10 protein-coding genes are annotated in these 16,937 nt (G+C 59.2%); 2 read left to right on the forward strand and 8 right to left on the reverse strand.

Going from position 1 to position 16,937, the window contains the following annotated elements; all coding sequences use genetic code 11:
- Nucleotides 1-109: 109 nt before the first annotated feature.
- Both ACA068_RS14125 and ACA068_RS14130 read left to right on the forward strand, forming a co-directional pair.
- Nucleotides 110-1,219 carry a PilT/PilU family type 4a pilus ATPase gene (locus tag ACA068_RS14125; RefSeq protein WP_497310370.1) on the forward strand — a complete coding sequence of 370 codons (1,110 nt, stop codon included), beginning with the start codon at nt 110-112 and terminating at the stop codon, nt 1,217-1,219.
- Nucleotides 1,220-1,353: 134 nt separating this feature from the next.
- Complete coding sequence (locus tag ACA068_RS14130; RefSeq protein WP_497310371.1) at nt 1,354-5,205, forward strand: hypothetical protein; 3,852 nt, start codon at nt 1,354-1,356, stop codon at nt 5,203-5,205.
- Nucleotides 5,206-5,211: 6 nt separating this feature from the next.
- Here the strand turns inward: ACA068_RS14130 and ACA068_RS14135 are convergent, their stop codons facing one another.
- From ACA068_RS14135 to ACA068_RS14170, 8 genes are all read right to left on the reverse strand, one after another.
- Entirely contained in the window at nt 5,212-7,167 is a 1,956-nt protein-coding gene (locus ACA068_RS14135; protein WP_497310372.1) for an acetoacetate--CoA ligase, read from the reverse strand.
- Nucleotides 7,168-7,307: 140 nt separating this feature from the next.
- Nucleotides 7,308-8,081, reverse strand: a complete 774-nt coding sequence (locus tag ACA068_RS14140) for a 3-hydroxybutyrate dehydrogenase (RefSeq protein WP_497310373.1) — start codon at nt 8,079-8,081, stop codon at nt 7,308-7,310.
- 7 nt (nt 8,082-8,088) lie between these two features.
- The gene (locus ACA068_RS14145) at nt 8,089-9,480 is read right to left on the reverse strand and encodes a GntP family permease (RefSeq protein WP_497310374.1); all 1,392 of its coding nucleotides are present in this window, start codon (nt 9,478-9,480) and stop codon (nt 8,089-8,091) included.
- Between the two features lie 296 nt (nt 9,481-9,776).
- Nucleotides 9,777-11,192 carry a sigma-54 interaction domain-containing protein gene (locus ACA068_RS14150; RefSeq protein WP_497310375.1) on the reverse strand — a complete coding sequence of 472 codons (1,416 nt, stop codon included), beginning with the start codon at nt 11,190-11,192 and terminating at the stop codon, nt 9,777-9,779.
- 146 nt (nt 11,193-11,338) lie between these two features.
- A complete protein-coding gene (locus ACA068_RS14155) occupies nt 11,339-12,913 on the reverse strand; it encodes an ABC transporter ATP-binding protein (RefSeq protein ID WP_497310376.1) in 1,575 nt (524 codons plus the stop codon).
- Between the two features lie 54 nt (nt 12,914-12,967).
- On the reverse strand, nt 12,968-13,990 hold the full coding sequence (locus ACA068_RS14160; protein ID WP_497310377.1) for an ABC transporter permease: 1,023 nt from the start codon (nt 13,988-13,990) through the stop codon (nt 12,968-12,970).
- Entirely contained in the window at nt 13,990-15,051 is a 1,062-nt protein-coding gene (locus ACA068_RS14165; RefSeq protein ID WP_497310378.1) for a microcin C ABC transporter permease YejB, read from the reverse strand. Before ACA068_RS14165 ends, ACA068_RS14160 begins: the two co-directional genes overlap by 1 nt.
- Nucleotides 15,051-16,919 carry an extracellular solute-binding protein gene (locus tag ACA068_RS14170; RefSeq protein ID WP_497310379.1) on the reverse strand — a complete coding sequence of 623 codons (1,869 nt, stop codon included), beginning with the start codon at nt 16,917-16,919 and terminating at the stop codon, nt 15,051-15,053. Before ACA068_RS14170 ends, ACA068_RS14165 begins: the two co-directional genes overlap by 1 nt.
- Nucleotides 16,920-16,937: the final 18 nt, after the last annotated feature.

The raw sequence follows: 16,937 nt of genomic DNA on the forward strand, positions 1-16,937 counted from the left end.
CGCTTAAGTCGGTGTGGCGGCGTCTACTATCCTTGCAGGGCGGTAGACGCTGGATGACCCGCCATGGGTCATTGTTTTTTCATTGAATGCTTCGCGGGTGCTTTTTGCCATGGAAATCGATGCACTGTTGCAGATACTGGCTGACCGGAACGGATCCGATCTCTATCTCTCCACCGGCGCGCCACCCAGCGCACGGTTCGACGGCGTGCTCAAGCCGTTGACCGATCAGCCGTTCAAACCGGGAGACGTTGCGGCGATTGCCAAGTCCATCATGGACGCCGAACAGCGCCTGGAGTTCGACCGGGAGTTGGAGATGAACCTGGCGATCTCCTTGGCGGGTGTCGGTCGCTTTCGGGTCAACATCTTCAAGCAACGCAACGATGTGTCAATCGTGGCACGCAACATCAAGCTCGACATCCCGCGTTTCGAAGACCTCAAACTACCGGCGGTGCTGCTCGAAACCGTGATGCTCAAACAAGGATTGATACTGTTCGTCGGTGCCACCGATTGCGGCAAGTCTACCTCCCTCGCGGCGTTGATCGATTATCGCAACCGGCACAGCACTGGCCACATCGTCACCATCGAAGACCCGATCGAGTACATCCATCGGCACAAGCAGTCGATCATCAACCAGCGCGAGGTCGGCGTTGATACCCGCAGTTTTCATGCAGCATTGAAAAATACCCTGCGCCAGGCCCCGGACGTGGTGCTGATCGGTGAAATTCGCGACCGCGAAACCATGGAGCATGCGCTGGCATTTGCCGATACCGGTCATCTGGTGATCTCTACGTTGCACGCGCACAACGCCCATCAGGCGCTGGACCGCATCATCAATTTCTTTCCCGAAGAGCGGCGGATGCAGTTGCTGCATGACTTGAGCAACAATCTGAAAGCGTTTGTTTCCCAACGACTGGTGCGTACCCGCGACGGTCAGCGCAGGGCGGCAGTGGAAGTGATGTTGGGAACAGCGACGGTTGCTGACTTGATTAGACGCAATGAACTGGACGAACTTAAAAACATCATGGAAAAGTCTGCTGAGTTCGGTATGCAGACGTTTGATGGCGCACTGTATGCACTAGTGGTGGAAGGCGCAATCAGTGAGGAGGAGGCGCTAAAGCATGCGGACTCGCTGAGCAATCTGAAATTGCGTCTTAAACTTTATGGTACAGGGGCTTCGACCGTTAATGCGCCGAGTGGAGACTGGGGATTGATGGATTGATGGATTGATTGTGTTGTTAGTGTGAGTGGTTATGAAATATTGCCTTATGACTTTTTACTGTTTAGTTATTCTTCGATGAGTCAGGATTCACCTTCGTTGAACTAATCAGTTAACTAATTTCATAAGGTTGTTAGGTGTCTTCTAAGTTTAAATATAAAGACTATCAGTTGTCCGGGGCGGTTTCCGAAGTTCAACATCTTTGGTTAAAGGCTGATGCGGCTGAGCGGCAGGTGGTTGTGCGCTTATTGCAAAGTGTCTTCGAGGATCAAGAGGACGAAGGGCCCTACCATTGGCAAGGCTACGAGTTTGAGCTGGCGAAAGGTTCTTCGCTGTATGAAGTCCATATGCCGGGTCGAGTGGCATGGAATAACCTGGCCAACTACACGGTCGTGATGGACGAACTCCGTCGCCACCGCCCCGAGAACATGGCAGCGACCCGTATCAACGAAACCGGCGGGCTTGAGATATTCCGAAAAGACCGGTTAGTGTGGGACGTCGTCGACGTGAATATCGTCCAGGAGTCCCACTATTGTCAGAAGCTTCTGGTGATAGGTGATATTGCCAAACAAGCCGGTGGTTACATTTATAGCGAAGATTTCGTCGATGTGGACCAATGGATGAAGTTTCATGGCCTGACGGTTCCAAGGAATGCCAGCGAAACAAAAAACCTGATCGCGCTTTTCGAGTTCGATCCTGAGGTTGATGAGTTGGGTAACTATTGGGGGCAGCTTGTTACGGATGATCCGTCGTTAGCCGTCTTGTCGGTTGAGCAGCGCGACGCCATTCGGCAGGTCACCCAGCGTGTCGCCAAAAACACCAAACTGCTGGATAAGTTGTTCCGCGAAACGGGGCGCGTCATTGCGACGCACGATAATGCCGCTGAACGGATTGTTCAGTTGATCAAGCATCCGGTGGCCCAAGCCTGTGCCAGGAAACTCCTGGAGGAGTCGGCCTGGTTCGGCGCGCAATCCGGGCAAGACGTCTCTTCACAAGATCTTGAGCAACTGCTGGTAACCAGCCTGTTGCTGGATCTTTATCCGTCTCTGGGTAGCACCCAAGACCGAAAGCGTATCGCCGGGTTCGCTTTATATGCGCCGAGCAACGTTGAGCGGTCGCCGGCCATGGTGCGCGAGCAGTTGCAGGCCTTTCTCTATACCAAAGGCTGGGTTGATCCTGCCGCGGCGCCGCTGGCGTGTCATCTGCTGCTGGCGGACATCGCGCCGGAATTTCTGGTCAAGGGCGTGCCAGCATCGATGACGATGGGCTCGGTTGCCTGGGTCACCTTTTGCCATGGCGTTGCTCTGGCGGAAGCGGTCAGGAAAGGTGCGTCGCGTGTGCTGACGTATGCGCAGATCATGGCTTATATCGAACTGGAGCCTGTCAGCGAACCGCTGTCCCGACTGCGGGAGTTGGCAATGATCGATCCGATCGTTGACTGGGCGCTATTGAATGGCGTTATCAGCGCAAGCGAGCTTACTCAAGCGGCAAAGGAAACCACCGAGCGGGCAATCACGGCGTTCCAGGCATACGCGGAGAACTTCACCCATCTGGCGAACGTCTATTCCATCCCCATGCCCAACCGCGAAACCATCGCGCGCGAAGCGTTGAAAGGAGCGGTGCCGGAGTGTCATTTCCTGGACGACAAAGTGCTTTATCAACACCCCGGCCTTTATGCATCCCCCAATCCCATGTCGATGGTCGGCTTGCACATGTCGGCCGATCTCGCGGTTGGCCAGTGGGATTTCCGCGCGGTCTTTCCCGGCAACGTTATTTCCAGAACGCCTGATTTGTTGGCTGGTGTGACCAATCAAAAAAGACCCACTCACTACGATCCCTCCGTCACCAGCCTTTATAGCCGCTTTCCAAGGTTACGGAGCCTGCCGGCCAACAATGTCGAATACCATCGCCTGTTACGGGATTATCTCGGTAATTTGAATAAAGCGCTGGCGACCAATGTGAAGTTGGCCCTTTCACACATGCTTGCCCATGATCTGGAGATTTTTCTAAAAGGTAAGATCACCTTTTTTACCGTTCGTCTTCCAGCGATCAGAACCGAGTCTTACTTCTCACTATCGCCGGTGCCCATTTCAACGACTTACGAAACCCAGCAAAGTAACGATGCTGTGAAGGGGCGTTTTGGCATTGTAATGTTCGCTGCCCACGGCAATGCGGTTGCATGTTATGAGTTGTTTACCTTGCGGGGTGAATTACGGAAAAACACCACGCTGGCCTCGCTGATAACCTCAACGGGCAAATTGCGGACTGCCGCCCGAATGGATTTTAACGGGGAGCTGAATGCGCCCCTGCGACCTGCGACTCCCGAATTGTTGCCTCTTTCGGTTGTTGAATTCACTAGCGGCGTTTTCGCTGAAAATGACGCCAGCACCACCATGGGGATTATTGAAAAACTGGGTGAGCTCACCGCACCAGCGTCTGTGACGGCGCGGCAGCAGAGTAACTACCGTAATTTCGGTAATCCGCAGCTGCTGCGAATTGCCGAGTTCGTTGTGAACAATCATCCGTTGCGCACATTTGACGAAATCGAGTTAATGGCCACGGTGCCGACAGCACTTGAAACAGAACGCAAAAATGGCGAAGAGACTGCAGATTACATCGTGAATCTGGTGGTTCCGTTCAAGAAGTGCATCGAGGATTTGTCTTCTGGAGAACACAATAAGGTCGTTGACGGGATCTACGGTTGCGTCATGGACGCTATGGCTTTGGGCGGCGCATTTGTGGGGGCTGGCGCCAAAGCGCTGAGCATCTCGTCGAAGGCGATCTCCTTGTCGTCCAAAGGCGCCCGCCTGACCAAACTGGCGTTTGTGACGTCCGTTTCCCTGTTCAACCCCGTGGATGATGTGCCAACGGTGTTTTATGGTGCCGGGAAACTCATCCACAAGGGCACGTTACGGTTCAGCAGGCAGACTGAAGAGCTTCTCGGACTGGCAAAGTCCCAGTTGGGCAGACTCCATGGCAGCCACAAATCCTATGACCTGGTCCGCGCAGCCAGTAACGTCAACGCCGGACAGGGTACCTGGCGACCCCGTGGTGCAATCGGCGAGAAACTCACGGTGGTGGCGGCCCGCAACAATTTTCAATGGTATGCCCTCGACCGTCTGGGCAAAGCCTGGGGACCAAAACTCGACAACTTTGCCTATGTGGCTCCTGTCCGCTTGCCGCGATCTACCAAGACATTGCCTGTCAGTTATACCCGGCAGTTCATCGAAGAAAGTCTGCCGCGGGCCCGGACGAAAATCGAAAACGCGATCAATGCCTTGACCCATCGTGACTTTGAGTCGCAGCGCAATCTGGTTGCCAGACTGCTGATGGGAAGCGACTCGAACGATGCAATCAATCAGTTGTTGAACTATTTGAGAGCGGTCAGGGCCGACTTTGCGGGCGTTTCCATCAGTAACTTCATCCTTGATCCACTTAAGGACACCCACCACATTGCCGCTTTCGACACGAGCGCTTACCAACAGTGGAAAGGTGCAGCCGGGCAATCCGACGCGAAGTTCATTGAAATCTATACGTCCAATCTCAACCGGCACTTCATTGGCCTGGGATTCAACCATGAAGTCGTCGCAGACGACTTGATCCATGAGCTGTTTCACGGGCCTGCGCAGATCGGTGATGTCGCCTATGCCCGCGACGCTGGCAACGTCGGCGGTGGACAGTCGCTGGACGTGGCGTCGCTGCTGAACCTGGCCTCCGGCCGGCTTGCGGTGACAGATGAAGGCAATGCCCGTCACGCCAGTTCCAAAGCCTTTGAAAACGCCGACTCACTGGCGGTGGTCACTTCGCTGCTGAGCCAGTTGCACACCGACGAGGCCGGGTTTGACCGCAACATGTCGCTCCTGCGGAACACACTGGAAGCAAATCCCGATAGCGCGATCGTCGATCCGGTGCGGATCACGTTGAACCATTCCGTGCCTGCGCAGAGGCCTGCCTCTGGCACTGGCAGGCCTGGCACGAGCGTTCAATAGAACCGTTTAAAAAGCGAGTTCCGGCCGATCCCGAAATTGCTCCAGCGCCTCGGGATTGGCCAGCGCATCGGTGTTCTTCACCTTCTGTCCATGCACCACGTTCCTCACCGCCAGCTCAACGACCTTGCCGCTGATGGTCCGTGGAATATCGGTCACCGCGACGATCTTCGCCGGTACATGCCGCGGCGTGGTGTTGGCGCGGATGACCTGGCGGATCTGCTGCTGCAAGGCCTCATCCAGTTCGACGCCGTCGCGCAATTTCACGAACAGCACCACCCGCACGTCATCCTGCCATTGCTGACCAATGGCCACGCTGTCCAGCACCTGCTGGACCTTCTCCACCTGACGATAGATTTCCGCCGTGCCGATGCGAACGCCGCCGGGGTTGAGCACTGCGTCCGAGCGGCCGTGGATCATCATCGCGCCGTGGGGCAGTTGTTCGGCGTAATCGCCCTGGGCCCAGACGCCGGGGAACTGACTGAAATACGCAGCGCGCAGCTTTTCCTGCAGAGGGTCGTTCCAGAAACCGATGGGCATGGCCGGGAAGTGCCGGGTGCACACCAGTTCACCTTTCTCGCCGATCACAGGCTTGCCGTCGTCGCTCCAGACTTCAACCGCCATGCCCAGGCTCTTGCCCTGGATTTCGCCGCGACGCACTCGCTCAAAAGGATTGCTGTTCACAAAGCACGAAACGATGTCGGTACCGCCGGACATCGAGGCCAGGCACAGGTCGCTCTTGAGGTCGCGATAAACGTAGTCGTAACTCTGTGGTGACAACGCTGAACCGGTGCAGAGCAGGGTTTTCAGGCTGCTCAGGTCATGGCTCTCGCGTGGTTTGACACCATGGGTTTCCAAGGTCGCGAGGAATTTTGGGCTCGTACCGAAGACGCTGATGCGTTCATCGTCGATCAGGTCGATCAAGCGGTGGGGATCCGGATGGAACGGCGAGCCGTCGTACAGCACCACCGCGCTGCCCACGGCCAGGGCCGAGACCAGCCAGTTCCACATCATCCAGCCGCAGGTGGTGTAGTAAAACAGCCGATCGTCGGGGCCGAGGTCGCAATGCAGCCCGTGTTCCTTGACGTGTTGCAGCAACACGCCGCCGGTGCTGTGGACGATGCATTTCGGCACGCCAGTGGTGCCGCTGGAATAGAGGATGTACAGCGGATGGGCGAAAGGCACGGGGACGAAATCCGGCTCGCCGCCGATGTCGTAGAAATCATCCCAAAGCGTCACGTTGGCCCGGGTGTGGAAATGCTCGATGTGTGCCTGTGGCCGGGCATATGGCACCACGATCAACTGCTGCAAGGACGGCAGGCGTTCGAGGATTTCATTGACCTTGGCGGTCTGGTCGATGTCCTTGCCGGCATAGCGATAACCGGCGCAGGTGATGAGCACTTTCGGTTCGATCTGGCCGAAACGGTCAATGACGCCCTGGGTGCCGAAGTCCGGTGATGAACAGGACCAGATCGCCCCCAGGCTGGTGGTGCCGAGCATGGCCACCAGGGTTTGCCAGGTGTTGGGCATGCACGCGGCGACACGGTCGCCGAGGCCGACACCGGCGGCGATCAAGCTGTTCTGAAAACCGGCGACATGCTCGGCAAGTTCGACCCAGGTCAGGTGTTCACGCTGGCCGTTCTCGCCAATGGCAATTACCGCCACGGCATCGTCGCGACGGCGCAGCAAGTGCTCGGCGAAATTCAGGGTGGCGCCTGGGAACCACTCGGCGCTGGGCATTTGCGGGCCTTCCACCAGTACCGCGTCTGGTTGGTCGTGGAAACGGATGTCGAAGAAGTCGACGATCGCCTGCCAAAAGGCTTCGCGCCTGTCGATGGAGAATTGGTGCAGGGCGGGGTAGTCGTCGAGGTGGATGTTGTGCCGCTTTACGATGAAGCGCCGGAAGGCCTCCATGCGGGTATTACTGATGCGCTCGGCGCTGGGTTGCCAGAGGGTGTCGGACATGGCTTGCCTCTCTCGTTCCCACGCTCCGCGTGGGAATGCCTCAACGGACGCTCCGCGTTCGGCTCTTTGGACGCAGAGCGTCCCGGGCTGCATTCCCACGCAGAGCGTGGGAACGATCATAACAGGGGGGTGTTGACTGATTACTGCGCCAACCACCCACCATCAATATTCCACGCCGCGCCGCGCACCTGGCTTCCGGCCTCACTGCACAAGAACAACACCAGTTCACCCAATTGGGGCGGTGTGACGAACTCCAGCGACGGCTGCTTCTCCGCCAGCAAATCATGCTGCGCCTGTTGCGGCTCGATCCCGGTCGCGATGCGATCATCAATCTGCTTCTGCACCAGCGGCGTCAACACCCAGCCCGGGCAAATGGCGTTGCAGGTCACATTCGTTGTCGCTGTTTCCAGCCCGACGACTTTGGTCAAACCGATCACGCCATGTTTGGCCGCGACGTAGGCGGCTTTACCCACCGAGCCCACCTGGCCGTGCACCGAGGCGATGTTGATGATCCGTCCCCAACCTTTGGCGCGCATGCCCGGCAGGCTCAAGCGGGTGCTGTGGAACGCCGAGGACAGGTTGATCGCAATGATCGAGTCCCAACGTTCTACCGGGAACGCTTCGACCGGCGCCACGTGCTGGATTCCGGCGTTGTTGACCAGGATGTCGACGCCGCCGAATTCACGCTCGGCGTAGGCAACCATGTCGGCGATCTGCGCCGGGTCGCTGACATCGGCCGGATGATGGCCGACCTTGCCGCCGAATTGCTCGACCTCGGCAATCACCTTGGACGCATCGCCGAAACCGTTGAGGATCAGATTGGCGCCAGCCTTGGCCAGGCTCAGGGCAATGCCCAGGCCAATGCCGCTGGTGGAGCCGGTGACCAGTGCGGTCTTGCCCGAAAGAGTCGTCATGTATACCTCACACAATGCCAGTGGCGTAGAAAGTACCGATCACCACAAAGACCGCCAGGGTCTTGATCAGCGTAATACAGAAAATGTCTTTGTAGGCTTCACGGTGGGTCAGGCCGGTGACCGCCAGCAGGGTAATCACCGCGCCGTTGTGCGGCAGGGTGTCCATGCCGCCACTGGCCATCGAGGCCACCCGGTGCAGCACTTCCAGCGGGATGTTGGCAGCGTGGGCCGCAGCGATGAAGTCATTGGCCATGGCTGCCAGCGCAATGCTCATGCCGCCCGACGCCGACCCGGTGATGCCGGCCAGCAGGGTTACGGTAATCGCTTCGTTGACCAGCGGATTGGGAATGCTCTTGAGCCAGTCGGCCAATACCAGGAAGCCCGGCAAGGAAGCGATCACAGCACCAAAGCCGTATTCCGACGCAGTGTTCATCGCGGCCAGCAACGAGCCGCCGACCGCGCTGCGACTGCCTTCAGCCAACTTGCCGCGAATCGCCTTGAAGCCGAACACCAGCACCATGATGATGCCCACCAGCAAGGCCGCCTGAACCGCCCAGATCGCCGTGAGCTTGGCGATTTCGGTGGTGACCGGGGCGGCCATGCCCGGCAGCGCGAGGCTGTGGGTCTTGCCGTACCACTGCGGAATCCACTGGGTAAACAGTAGGTTCATGATGCCGACGGCCAGCAGCGGCGACAGGGCGATCCACGGGTTCGGCAGTTTGATGTCGGGCGCGGTTTCAGGCTCGTTGCGCAGTTCGGTGCCATAACCTTCACCGGCGGCCTGAGCCTTGTTGCGCTGGCGCTGGAGAAACAGCATGCCGGCGCTGAACACGAAGATCGCGCCGATCACACCCAGCCACGGCGCCGCCCACGCGGTGGTGTTGAAGAAGGTGCTGGGGATGATGTTCTGGATCTGCGGGGTGCCGGGCAGGGCGTCCATGGTGAACGAGAAGGCGCCGAGGGCGATGGTCGCCGGGATCAGCCGCTTGGGGATGTTGCTCTGGCGGAACATTTCAGCGGCAAACGGATAGACCGCGAACACCACCACAAACAGTGACACGCCGCCGTAAGTCAGCAGGGCGCAGACCAGCACGATCACCAGCATGGCCTGGCGGGTGCCGAGCAGCCGAATCGCTGCCGCGACGATGGAGCGCGAGAAACCCGACAGCTCGATCAGCTTGCCGAACACCGCGCCGAGCAGGAACACCGGGAAATACAGTTTGATGAAGCCGACCATTTTCTCCATGAACACCCCAGTGAAAGCAGGGGCGACGGCGGAAGGGTCGGTGAGCAAGACGGCGCCGAGGGCGGCAATCGGGGCGAAGAGAATAACGCTGTAGCCACGGTAAGCAGCCAGCATCAGCAGCGTGAGGGCTGCCAAGGCAATGATCACACTCATGGTGTGTCTCCTGGATTGTTATTTTTGTAGGGTGGATCTTTTGTGGGAGAGGGCTTTAGCGAGATTCGTGCCATGAATGCAACGTATTGAAATATAAGGATATTTATTTTTTGGTAAGGTGATGTTGAATGATTTGTCTCTAATCTGAGATTTTTTCCGCCCGTGCGGATGCCTTCGCGGGCAAGCCTCGCTCCTACAGGTTTTTGGTCGGGCCCGCAAATGGAAGCGCCCGTGCCCCGTAGGAGCGAGGCTTGCCCGCGAAGAGGTCCTGTCTACCAATGGAGATGCATGTCTCCTTATGGAGACTCAACAATCCCCAACGCCACCATCTTCTTATACAAAGTCGACCGCCCCAGCCCCAGCCGCGCCGCCGCGTCAATCACCTTGCCCCCGCATTGCGCCAAGGCAGATTCAATCAGCTGCCGGTCAAACCGCTCCCGCGCCTCACTGAACGTCTCATGCGCGACCGCCTCAATGACACTCGGCGCCACACGCTCCACCGGCGTAAACGTCCCGATTGCCGCGCGGATGTCCCCTCCATTCAGCACCAGGTCGTCACTGAGCAGCGCCGCGCGTTCCAGCACATTGCGCAGTTCGCGGATATTCCCCGGCCAGGCATGCTGCCCCAGCAGATCCAAGGCTTCGGTGTTCAACTCATGCTGGCTGCGCAGTTCCTCAAGGATCGCTTCACTGAGCGCTGGCAAGTCATCAAGACGATCGCGCAGGGGCGGCACGTTGATCGGCAGCACGTTGAGGCGGTAATACAAATCGGCGCGAAATTCGCCGCGCTTGATCGCCGCTTCCAGATCGGTGGAGGTGGCTGCAATCACTCGCACATCACTCTGGACGACTTCATTGGAACCGACCGGCTCGAATTCCTTTTCCTGCAACACGCGCAGCAACTTGCTTTGCAGCGGCAGCGGCATGTCGCCGATTTCGTCGAGAAACAGCGTGCCGCCCTGGGCGATCTGCAACTTGCCGGCCCGGCCCTTGCGATCGGCGCCGGTGAAGGCGCCCGGCGCTGTGCCGAAAAATTCGGCTTCCAGCAACGACTCGGGAATCGCCGCGCTGTTGATGCTGACGAAGGCTTTGTGCGCACGTGGCGATGCACCGTGGATCGCCTGGGCCAGCAGCTCCTTGCCGGTGCCGGTTTCGCCGAGCAACAGCACCGGTGACTCGGCACTGGCACTGCGCCGGGCGCGGCGTTTGACTTCCAGGCTGGCGGCGCTGGTGCCGATGAAGTGGGCGAAGTTGTATTTGGTTTGCCGCGACCGCAGCAACGAGCGGGTGGAGGCCAGTTCCTCCTGCATGCTCAGGTAACGTTTGAGCATCGGTGACAGGCTGTGCAGTTCGTCGAACAGCGCAAAACCAATGGCGCCGATCACGGCGCCAGCGTCGTCGTGGATCGGCAAGCGCATGACCACCAACGGTTCTTTTGGCGTGTCCTGCATGTCCAGCAAGATCGGGCGGCCGGTGCGAACCACCTCACGTAACAAGCTGCCCGGTATCACGCTTTCGCAGGCTTTGCCGATGGCCCCTTCGGCGGACTCCAGACCGAAGCGTCGGGCATAGCGCTCGTTCATCCAGACGATGTTCGCATCGCGGTCGACAATCACCGTGCCTTCGCTGGACTGCTCGATGATTTCGAACAGCGAACGGATCGCCAGCAGGCGAACGCGCTGGTAGTCCTTGAGGCTTTCGGTGGTGTTCATGGGTTTCATGTCCAGAATGTGTGTTGTCTTGGCGGGCCTCTTCGCGGGCAAGCCTCGCTCCTACAGGGTTTGCGTCGAGCCACAAATTCAACGGTAACCACAAAACCTGTAGGAGCGAGGCTTGCCCGCGATGGCCGCGATTATGCCTACCGCGGATGCGCCGCCGCCAACAGCTCTTTGGTGTACGGATGCTGCGGCGAATCGAATACGTCGTGGCTGGCACCGCTTTCCACCACTTTGCCGTCCTTGATCACGATCAGGTCGTGGGCCAGGGCACGTACCACCGCCAGGTCGTGGCTGATGAACAGGTAGGTCAGGCCGTGTTTTTCCTGAAGCTGGCGGAGCAGGGCGACCACTTGTTTTTGCACGGTGCGATCCAGTGCCGAGGTCGGTTCGTCGAGCAGAATCAGCGCCGGTTTCAGCACCAGCGCCCGGGCAATCGCGATGCGCTGACGTTGTCCGCCGGAGAACTCGTGGGGATAGCGATCGCGGCTTTGCGGGTCGAGGCCGACTTCTTCCAGCGCGCGAATCACTTCGGCCTTGCACTCTTGCGCCGTCAGCTGGCTATGCACTTCCAGCCCTTCACTGATGATCTGCGCCACGGACATGCGCGGGCTGAGGCTGCCGAAGGGGTCCTGAAACACCACCTGCATTTTCTTGCGCCAGGGCCGCAGCTGCTTTTGCGTCAGACCGTCAAGCGCTTCGCCCTGGAAGCGAATGCTGCCTTCGGAGTCGAGCAAGCGCAGGATCGCCTGGCCCAGCGTCGACTTGCCCGAGCCGGACTCGCCAACGATGCCCAGGGTTTTACCGCGCTGAATGTTGAGGCTGATGCCGTCCACCGCGTTCAGGTACGTCTTGCGCTGGAACAAGCCGCCACCGAGGGCAAACTGCACACGCAGGTTGTCCACTTCCAGCACGTTCTCGCGCTCGTCCCGGGGCAGGGCTCCGCCTTCCGGTTCGGCGTTCAGCAGCAAACAACTGTAGGGATGTTTCGGTTCGGTGAAGATCGTTTCGCACGTGGCCTCTTCGACGATTTCCCCGGCCTTCATCACGCACACGCGCTGAGCGATGCTGCGCACCAGATTAAGGTCATGACTGATCAGCAGCAGCGACATGCCGAGCCGCTGTTGCAAGGACTTGAGCAGAATCAGAATTTTGCGCTGTACCGTCACGTCCAGCGCCGTGGTGGGTTCGTCGGCAATCAGCAACTGTGGCTCGCAGGCCAGAGCCATGGCGATCATCACCCGTTGCCGCTGGCCGCCGGACAGTTGATGGGGGTAAGCCTTGAGCCGCTCCTTGGGCTTCTGGATCCCGACCAGATGCAGCAACTCCAGTATCCGCGCTTGCGCCGCTTTGCCCGTCAGGCCCTTGTGCACCAGCAGGGTTTCGCCGATCTGCTTTTCGATGCTGTGCAACGGATTGAGCGAGGTCATCGGTTCCTGAAAGATCATCGCGATCCGGTTGCCGCGCAACTCACGCAACACCTGGGGCGGGGCGCCGAGCAGTTCCTTGCCGCGATAGCGAATGCTGCCCGTGGTCTGGGTGCCGGTCTCGGGCAGCAGTTGCAGGATCGAGTGGGCCGTCACCGATTTGCCGGAGCCCGACTCGCCCACTAACGCCAGGCATTCGCCGGGGTGGATGTCCAGGCACAGGTTGCGCACCACCGTCTGGCCATTGAAGGCCACGCTGAGGTCACGGATTTCGATCAGGTTGGTACTCATATCAGCTGTCCCATTTTACGATCGAGGCTCAAGAGCACGGCTCAAGAGCACGGCTCAAAAGCGCGGATCAAACGCATCGCGCAACGCCTCGCCGATAAAAACCAATAAGGAAAGAATCAGCGCCAAAGTGAAAAATGCTGTCAGTCCCAGCCACGGCGCTTGCAGGTTCTGCTTGCCCTGGCCGATCAACTCGCCCAGCGATGCGCTGCCCGCCGGCATGCCGAAACCGAGGAAATCCAGCGCTGTAAGGGTGGAAATCGCGCCGGTGAGAATGAACGGCAGGTAGCTCAAGGTCGCGTTCATGGCGTTGGGCAGAATGTGCCGGACAATCACTTTACGATCCGAGAGGCCCAGCGCTCGGGCGGCTTTGACGTATTCCAGATTGCGCCCGCGCAGGAACTCGGCGCGCACCACGTCGACCAGCGCCAGCCAGGAAAACAGCGCCATGATCCCCAGCAGCCACCAGAAATTCGGCTCGACGAACCCCGACAGAATGATCAGCAAGTACAGCACCGGCAGCCCGGACCAGACCTCCAGCAAGCGTTGACCCAACAGGTCGACCCAGCCGCCGTAATAGCCTTGCAGGGCGCCGGCGGCGATGCCGATCAGCGCACTGACAAAGGTCAGCATCAACGCAAACAGGATCGACACCCGTGCACCGAAAATCACCCGGGCCATGACGTCCCGGGACTGGTCGTCGGTGCCTAGCCAATTGACACTCGAGGGCGGGCTCGGTGCCGGTTTATTGAGTTCATAGTTGGGCGTGTCATCGCTGAACGGAATCGGTGGGAACAGCATCCAGCCGCCGTCCTTGTGAATCAGCTTCTGCACATAGTCGCTGCGATAATCAGCCTGAAACGGCAGTTGCCCGCCAAACTCCTGCTCGGTGTGGCGCTTGAATACCGGGAAGTACCACTGGCCCTGATAACTGACCATCAGCGGTTTGTCGTTGGCGATCAACTCGCCGCCTAACGTCAGCAAAAACAGACCGATGAACAGCCACAGCGACCACCAGCCCCGGCGGTTTTTCTTGAAGCGTTCAAAGCGGCGACGGCCTAATGGCGAGAGCTTGAACATCAGGCGTTCCTCGCGGCGAAGTCGATACGCGGGTCGACCAGGGTGTAGCAGAGGTCGCCGATCAGTTTTATCAAAAGCCCGAACAGCGTGAAGATAAACAGCGAGCCGAACACCACCGGATAATCTCGCGACACGGCAGCCTCATAGCTCATGCGCCCCAGGCCATCGAGGGAGAAAATCACCTCGATCAGCAGCGAGCCGGCGAAGAACACGCTGATGAACGCCTGGGGAATCCCCGACACCACCAGCAACATCGCATTGCGGAACACATGGCCGTACAGCACGCGTCGTTCGCTCAAGCCTTTGGCCCGCGCGGTGACCACGTACTGGCGCGTGATTTCATTGAGGAACGAGTTTTTGGTGAGGATCGTCAGGGTGGCGAAACCTCCAATCACCAGCGCCGTCACCGGCAACACCAGGTGCCAGAAGTAGTCGGCGATCTTGCCCACGGTCGACAGCGATTCGAAGTTGTCCGAAACCAGCCCGCGCACCGGGAACCAGTTCAGCGAGGTGCCACCGGCGAAGACCACGATCAGGAACATCGCGAACAGGAACGCCGGCATCGCGTAACCGATGATGATTGCCGTGCTGCTCCAGATGTCGAAATGGCTGCCATGATGCACGGCCTTGCGGATGCCCAGCGGGATCGACACCAGGTACGTGATCAGCGTCGCCCAGAGCCCGAGGGAAATGGTCACCGGCATTTTTTCCAGGATCAGGTCGGTGACGGTCGCGCCGCGGAAGAAGCTCTTGCCGAAGTCCAGGCGCGCGTAGCTGGTGAGCATCAGCCACAGGCGTTCGGGTGCCGGCTTGTCAAAGCCGTACTGCTTTTCGATGTCCTTGATCAATTGCGGGTCGAGGCCGCGACTGGCCCGGGACGTGCCGGACAGGGTTTCGCCAGAGCCGCCGCCGACACTCGCGCCGCCGATGCCTTGCAAGTGCGCGATGGCCTGTTCCACCGGACCGCCGGGCGCGGCCTGGACGATGATGAAGTTGACCAGAAGAATGATCACCAGCGTCGGGATGATCAGCAGCAGGCGCCGCAGTATATAAGCCCACATCAATGCGGCCCTCCGGGTGTGCCTCGGCGGATTTTTTCGGCTGTCATCTGCTGGTTGGTCAGTGGCGTGGTGCTCACTTCCCACCAGCTTTCGATGGCTTCGTCATTGCTGGCCTGCTCGTTGGGCATGCCGAACCGGTTCCACCACACCGTTGAAGTGCCCGGCGGGTAATAGTTGGGAATCCAGTAGTAGTTCCATTGCAGCACCCGGTCGAGTGCGTGGGCGTAACGCAGCATTTGCGGCTGGGTGTCGGCGCGGACCAGCCCGTTGATCAGGGTGTCGACCGCCGGGTTCTTCAGCACCATGTAGTTGTTGGCGCCGGGATCGTGAGCTGAGGTCGAACCAAAGTAGTTGAACAGCTCGCCACCGGGTGAAGTAGTGACCGGGTAGCCGGTGACGATCATGTCGTAATCGCGGCTCATCAGGCGATTCACGTACTGGGACGAGTCGATGCGGCGAATATTCAGGTCGATGCCGATCTGTTTCAAGGTTCGCTTGTAAGGCAGCAGCAACCGGTCCATGCCGTTCTGGCTGACCAGGAAGGTGAAACTCAGCGGCGTGCCTTCGGCATTGACCAAATGGTCGCCATCGGGTTTCCAGCCGGCCTGCTCGAGCAAGCCCAGCGCTTGCAGTTGTTTGTCGCGAATCACGCCGCTGCCATCGGTTTTCGGCGCTTCGAAGACGTGGGTGAAGACCTCGTCGGGAATTTGCCCGCGCAGCGGTTCGAGAATCGCCAGTTCGCCGGCATCCGGCAGGTGGCGAGCGGCGAGGTCGCTGTTGGAAAAGAAGCTCTGCTGGCGGATGTAGAGGTTGCGCATCATCTGCCGATTGCTCCACTCGAAATCCCAGAGCATGGCCAGGGCCTGGCGCACTCGGCGGTCCTGGAACATCGGGTTTTGCAGGTTGAAGACAAAACCCTGGGCCGATTGCGGGGCTTCTGTGGCCAGATGCGCTTTTTGCAGGCGGCCGTCGCTCAGGGCCGGGCTTTCGTAGCCGATGGAGTAACCGGTCGCGGAGAATTCGCGGTTGTAGTCGTAGGCGCCGCCACGCAGGACCTGGCGTGCGACGTCGGTATCGCCGAAGTACTCAATGCTGAAATGATCGAAGTTGTAGAGGCCGCGGCTGACCGGCAAATCCTTGCCCCACCAGGTGGCGTTGCGCTCGAAGGTGATGCTGCGACCGGAATCGACTTTGCCCACCTTGTAAGGGCCGCTGCCCAATGGCGCCTCATAACCACCGCCATTGGCGAAGTCGCGGGTCTTCCACCAGTGTTCGGGAAATACCGGCAAAGTGGCGATGTCGAGGGGCAGGGTGCGGTTTTCGTTGCTTTTGAAGTCGAACCGGACCGTTAGCGGTGCTTCGACTTCGACGCCTTTGACGTCGGCGAACTGGGTGCGATAGCGCAGGCTGCCCTGGGTCATCAACAGGTCGAAGGTGTAGCGCACGTCCTGGGCGGTAATCGGTGTGCCGTCGGCGAAACGTGCCTTCGGGTTCAAGTAGAAGCGCAGCGACATACCGTCGTCGGAGCGCTCCATTTTCTGTGCCACCAGGCCGTACACGGTAAAGGGTTCGTCCAGCGAACGCTGGGCCAGGGGCGAGTAGAGCAAGCCGTCGATCTGCGTGACGCCAATGCCTTTGTCGATGTACGGCAATATATGGTCGAAATGCCCGATTTCGATGGCCGAGCGACGCATCGTGCCGCCCTTGGGGGCTCGCGGGTTGGCGTAGGCGAAATGACTGAAGCCGGCTTGGTACTTCGCCGGTTCGCCGTACACGGTCAACGCATGTTGCGGTGCTGCATTCACACCGGCAGCACCCAATAGCAGGGCCACGGCAGTGAACAACAAAGTGGGGAAAGCCAGTCGCATTGTCAGCCTTAGAGCCGG

The sequence above is a fragment of the Pseudomonas sp. LBUM1660 genome (assembly GCF_059695935.1).

Coding starts and splice junctions, on each gene's coding strand:
- ACA068_RS14125 (WP_497310370.1), top strand. CDS start 110: ATGGAAATCGATGCACTGTTGCAGATACTGGCTGACCGGAACGGATCC.
- ACA068_RS14140 (WP_497310373.1), bottom strand. CDS start 8,081: ATGACGACTCTTTCGGGCAAGACCGCACTGGTCACCGGCTCCACCAGC.
- ACA068_RS14160 (WP_497310377.1), bottom strand. CDS start 13,990: ATGTTCAAGCTCTCGCCATTAGGCCGTCGCCGCTTTGAACGCTTCAAG.
- ACA068_RS14135 (WP_497310372.1), bottom strand. CDS start 7,167: ATGTCCGACACCCTCTGGCAACCCAGCGCCGAGCGCATCAGTAATACC.
- ACA068_RS14165 (WP_497310378.1), bottom strand. CDS start 15,051: ATGTGGGCTTATATACTGCGGCGCCTGCTGCTGATCATCCCGACGCTG.
- ACA068_RS14145 (WP_497310374.1), bottom strand. CDS start 9,480: ATGAGTGTGATCATTGCCTTGGCAGCCCTCACGCTGCTGATGCTGGCT.
- ACA068_RS14155 (WP_497310376.1), bottom strand. CDS start 12,913: ATGAGTACCAACCTGATCGAAATCCGTGACCTCAGCGTGGCCTTCAAT.
- ACA068_RS14170 (WP_497310379.1), bottom strand. CDS start 16,919: ATGCGACTGGCTTTCCCCACTTTGTTGTTCACTGCCGTGGCCCTGCTA.
- ACA068_RS14150 (WP_497310375.1), bottom strand. CDS start 11,192: ATGAACACCACCGAAAGCCTCAAGGACTACCAGCGCGTTCGCCTGCTG.